The organism is Vibrio sp. 10N.261.52.A1 (assembly GCF_002876325.1).
In the GTDB taxonomy this organism is placed as follows: domain Bacteria; phylum Pseudomonadota; class Gammaproteobacteria; order Enterobacterales; family Vibrionaceae; genus Vibrio; species Vibrio chagasii.
This window is the reverse complement of the sequence record NZ_MCYD01000824.1, coordinates 1-4377: the sequence shown is the minus strand read 5'-3', so window position 1 is coordinate 4377 and position 4377 is coordinate 1. Positions and strand designations below refer to the sequence as shown.

General features: G+C 45.8%; 5 protein-coding genes. 3 read left to right on the top strand and 2 right to left on the bottom strand.

Annotated features, from left to right (window positions below):
- Both BCT81_RS17270 and BCT81_RS17265 read left to right on the top strand, forming a co-directional pair.
- A partial coding sequence (locus BCT81_RS17270) for a hypothetical protein (RefSeq protein WP_102425246.1) occupies positions 1 to 202 on the top strand: 202 nt, incomplete at its 5' end.
- A gap of 70 nt (positions 203 to 272) precedes the next feature.
- Complete coding sequence (locus tag BCT81_RS17265; protein ID WP_102425245.1) at positions 273 to 965, top strand: MOSC domain-containing protein; 693 nt, start codon at positions 273 to 275, stop codon at positions 963 to 965.
- Positions 966 to 1041: 76 nt separating this feature from the next.
- On the opposite strand, the gene BCT81_RS17260 is transcribed toward BCT81_RS17265, so the two are convergent.
- Positions 1042 to 1758 carry a 3'-5' exonuclease gene (locus BCT81_RS17260; protein ID WP_102425244.1) on the bottom strand — a complete coding sequence of 239 codons (717 nt, stop codon included), beginning with the start codon at positions 1756 to 1758 and terminating at the stop codon, positions 1042 to 1044.
- A 5-nt stretch (positions 1759 to 1763) separates the two neighbouring features.
- Positions 1764 to 3653 carry a DUF294 nucleotidyltransferase-like domain-containing protein gene (locus tag BCT81_RS17255; RefSeq protein ID WP_061031638.1) on the bottom strand — a complete coding sequence of 630 codons (1890 nt, stop codon included), beginning with the start codon at positions 3651 to 3653 and terminating at the stop codon, positions 1764 to 1766.
- Between the two features lie 150 nt (positions 3654 to 3803).
- Here BCT81_RS17255 and BCT81_RS17250 point away from each other — a divergent pair.
- Positions 3804 to 4377: outer membrane beta-barrel protein (locus tag BCT81_RS17250; RefSeq protein WP_102425243.1), on the top strand; the 574-nt coding region annotated here is incomplete at its 3' end.

Genomic DNA, 4377 nt, shown 5'->3' with positions numbered 1-4377 from the left:
GTTTAAAGTTGATATTGAGAATATCGACCGCAGAAAGTGTGAAACATCACTCGATACTGTATTAGCTAAGTTTCCAATCGAAGAGGGCTATCAGCGTCATGTGTTGGCTTCTGATAGTGAGACTCGCTACCTCAAAAGCACCGACCAGAGTATTGAAGTGTTGGCGGCGATTCCGATATTTAGATCATTAGGCGAGCGTTAGAGTTGGCTCTGACCGTAAAGACAATATTCTCGCAGAAAGAACAATAAGATTTAGACAAGAAGAGAGAGATATGAAGAAGTTAGGCGTGGTAAACAATGTATTGGCAGGCAAAACAGTCGCTTTCGCACATGGTGCAAAAAGTGCCATCAACAAGCAAGTATTGTTGGATCGTCAACACGCAACGGAGCTGGGTTTTACCAATGATGAGCAAGGTGATCCGCGTTTCCATGGCGGCATTCAGAAAGCCCTTCATATCTACCCAAGCGAACATTACCCAGTTTGGCAACAGGAGTTGGGCGACAAAGGTGTTTTTCAATCAGCTGGCGCGTTTGGAGAGAACATCAGCTCAAGCGGCGTGACCGAACAATCGATTTGCTTAAAAGATAAAATCCGTATTGGGTCTACTTTGTTGGAAGTATCGCAAGGGCGTATGCCTTGTTGGAAGCTCAATGTGCGTTTTGACCAACACGATATGGCAAAAAGGCTGCAAGACACACTCAGAACCGGTTGGTATTTCCGAGTGTTAGAAGAGGGCGAGATCGGTGCAGGTGATGAGATCATACTGTGCGAGCGTCCTTATCCTGATTGGTCGCTTGCTCGTATCATGGGGGCAGTTTTTACAGGTAATTTAGATAAAGACTTATTAAGTCAAATGACGGCATTGCCATTGGTTGAGTCTTGGGGAGCGCTTGTTGCACGTCGCCTCGAAACGGGTAAAGTTGAAGATTGGGAAATGCGCTTGGTTGGTCCTACAGCGGTATAAATCAGTCGTTAGATAGAGAAAGCCCGCTATTGATATATAGCGGGCTTTTTAAGTCTAATGAGCTTTGTAATTGCCGTTATAGCCAGAAACTCTTCAGCGGCATATCAGGCGAAAAGTGATGAGCAACCTGTGCTTGAAGCAACTCTGCGGTTGCAATCGCATCAGTAAGCGCATGATGTGGCGTGTAGTCGGGTAGGTGGTATCGACGACGGCTTTGCCCTAGCCGAACCGAACCTGGTTTCTTACCTTTTAATTTATTCCATAAGCCGCCAGCCAGTTTGTTCTGGATCTGGGACTCAATCTCTAACGTGTCCAGCACCGGAAATTCGATGCCTTCGTTCAATCGCACTTTCAATGCGTTGTTTAAGAAATCTCGCTCAATACGGCGGTAGTGAACAACGGGAATATGGCCAGCCATCGCTTGCAATACTTCATCCAATACTTCATCTAGATCTGGCGCATCGATGATGTCATTGTGGGTAATGCCGTGGATTACCACTGACTCTTCCTCTAGCTTCTGTCTCGGACGTAATGTCCAGTGCCTGGCTTCTCTAAGGTAGATTCGGTTAAGAGTAAATGGCACCAAACCAATGGTGATGATCCCGTCTTTGGAAGGGTTCAGGCCAGTCGTTTCGAAATCCAACGCTAAGAACATCACCTCTGAAAGTGGTGTGTCAGGCGCAGGAAGCGGTTGGTTGTAGAACTGTTTTAAGCGTTCATCCTGGGCACGTTCAAGCTTTTGAGCAAACTTAAATGGCCAATCGACCGCTGGTGATCTGAATAGTTTGTTCATAGGCCCTACTTAAACTTGTTACTGGCTTGGTAACGGAACTTAAGGAAGTTTTGCGCATTACTTAAGATTTGGAACGCATCCTTAAGGTTACGACGTTCAAAATCAGACAGGTTTTCCGGTTCGATGTTGTTATCCGGCTCAACATTGTTATCAACATCGTGCGCTTGGTGGCGAATGCGCACCAGAGAGATGAACTCCATTGCGTCCTTAAGATCTTGTGCTCTGCCTTTTGGCAAAATACCTGCGTCGATAATGTCGTCTAAGCGCTCAAATGAGTTTTTAGAGCGAGAGCCCACCGCTAGCGAGTGGACACGAATCAAATCGGCGAGAGGAGCCGTACCACGTCGTTTGAGGTTGATGGAGTTGTTATGACGACCATCTTTCTCCATTACGAAGTCTTTAAAGAAACCAAGTGGCGGAGTACGGTTGAGCGCATTACGTGCCAGACATGCTAGGAAGCGGTTGTTCTTACGTGCACGTCTTACGATAAAGCTGTTTAGTTGCTCTGCCCATTTCAGGCGGCCATAAACACCATCTAGGTCGAAGAAGATCGATGCGTTCAATAGCGCTTTCGGGTTTGGATCATCAATCCAGTCGGCGAAGCACTCTTCCCATTCTCTGCGTGTCATGCGCCAAGTTGGGTTAGTCGCCATGATGTCACCTGTACAATACACGTAACCACATTGGTCTAAGCCGTCACAAATGAATTTTGAGAGCGCTTCAAAGTATTTGCCGTGCTTTGCTTCGTCGTAGGTGTCATCAAGAATGATGGCGTTATCTTGGTCTGTCACTAGCAGTTGTTCATCACGCCCCATAGAGCCTAATGCTAGGAAACAATATGGAATTGGAGATTTGCCTAACTGTTCTTCGGCGAGTTCGATAATACGCTGCTTAAAGCTACGACCAATTACCGACATTGCGGTGCCAACCATGTGAGCATTGGCATCTTCGTTAACGAGACGGACAAAGCTGTCTTTCACTTGCTCAGAGAGCACTTTGAGATCTTCGATGCTTTGTTGCTGGAAGATACTACTTACTAAGAGCAGCGAGTTTTGAGATTCGTAACGGACGATGTCTGTCGCTTCGATAATACCGATTGGCTTCTTATCTTTCAGGACAGGTAAGTGGTGCACGTTGTAACGAAGCATGGTCATCATGGCTTCGTATACATAGGCATTGTGGTCAAGAGAGATAACCTCAGGTGTCATTACGCTAGAGACTTCATCGGATGGATCTAGACCTTCTGCCAGTACGCGAGTGCACAAATCTCGGTCTGTAATAATACCGATAACGGGCGTTGAGTCGTCTTCATCATCTTCAACGATGTCAGGGTCGATGATCAGCAAGGAAGAGACATTCTCTTCCGCCATCATGGTGGCCGCTTGTTGAATGGTGCGCGTTTTCTCAATCATCGGCGCTTCACTGGTCAGCAGCGTTTTCACTTTAGATGTCGTGAGGTCGTTGGCATCGTTATTACTTGAGTTTGCCTGACGTAAGCGCGCGTTATCCTCAACCTCTACGAAATCGGCAAAAGAGTCGTAGTTATCGTAGAGTTCTTGGAAAATAGGCTCAGGAATGCAGTAGAGCAGGGTGTCTTCGGTCGCTTTTACTGGGAAGCGCACCTTGTTATTGGTGAGCAGGCCCATTTGACCAAACAGATGGCCTTCATCAAGGCGGTTATACAGCTCGCCTTTACGACGATAGACTTCGACTTCGCCGCTTCGAACCATATACAGGTCATGAATTTGATCACCAAAGTGAATGATAGGTGTGTCTTGGCGGTAATAAGAAATTTCCACGCTACTGGTCACTTTCGTCAACATCTCCTCTGGGAGCTCATTGAAAGGGGGGTATTGTGCCAGAAAGTTTTGAATCTCTAATAACTCAGCATCCATAGTAATCATCCATTGGTTTGTATGATTTCATGGTACAACATTTGATAATAATTTGCCGTCACAAATCAATCTGTGAGCTAAAACCTTTTTAAAGTCTTAGGGATAGACTAACCTTTCAAATAATGGAGTGACAGTTTAAGGATGATGGGAATGTCGAAGTGGAAGCTTAGTTTTGTATCTGCAGTTTTTATGTTTTCTCCAAGTTTGTGGGCAGACACTCACAGTGTGGATATTCTTGATTACGACCACGTTTATGCAACGGCGCATTCAGGCAGTTTAAACGAAGATGCTGGGGGCAATAATAATGCATCGGCGTTTGGATTAGGTATTAGCTACACCATGACAGATGATTGGTTACTGCTTGGTGATTATAGCGCGCGTTTCATCCACCCTGACGAGAGTACTACTCGTATTGATACACTAATGGCTGGTGCGGGTTATCGTTATAGCATCAAGAAAGACTTGGATATTGTCGCTTCTTATTTGCTTGGTGTGACTAAAGGGGAAGTTGAGCTGAATGGCACCAACGAGACCTTAGAGTCGGACACTGAATTTGTCCAAGGTGTTAAAGCCGAGCTTAACTATGGCTTTGCTAAACGTTGGATTGCGAACGGTAGCGTGCAACTTAACCGCAGCGATTTATTCGATGAAGAGATTTACCACCTAGGTTTACGTTATTTAGTGACCAACAAGTTTGGGATTGGTGGCTCATACCAACATAGAG

Coding starts and splice junctions, on each gene's coding strand:
- BCT81_RS17260 (WP_102425244.1), bottom strand. CDS start 1,758: ATGAACAAACTATTCAGATCACCAGCGGTCGATTGGCCATTTAAGTTT.
- BCT81_RS17265 (WP_102425245.1), top strand. CDS start 273: ATGAAGAAGTTAGGCGTGGTAAACAATGTATTGGCAGGCAAAACAGTC.
- BCT81_RS17255 (WP_061031638.1), bottom strand. CDS start 3,653: ATGGATGCTGAGTTATTAGAGATTCAAAACTTTCTGGCACAATACCCC.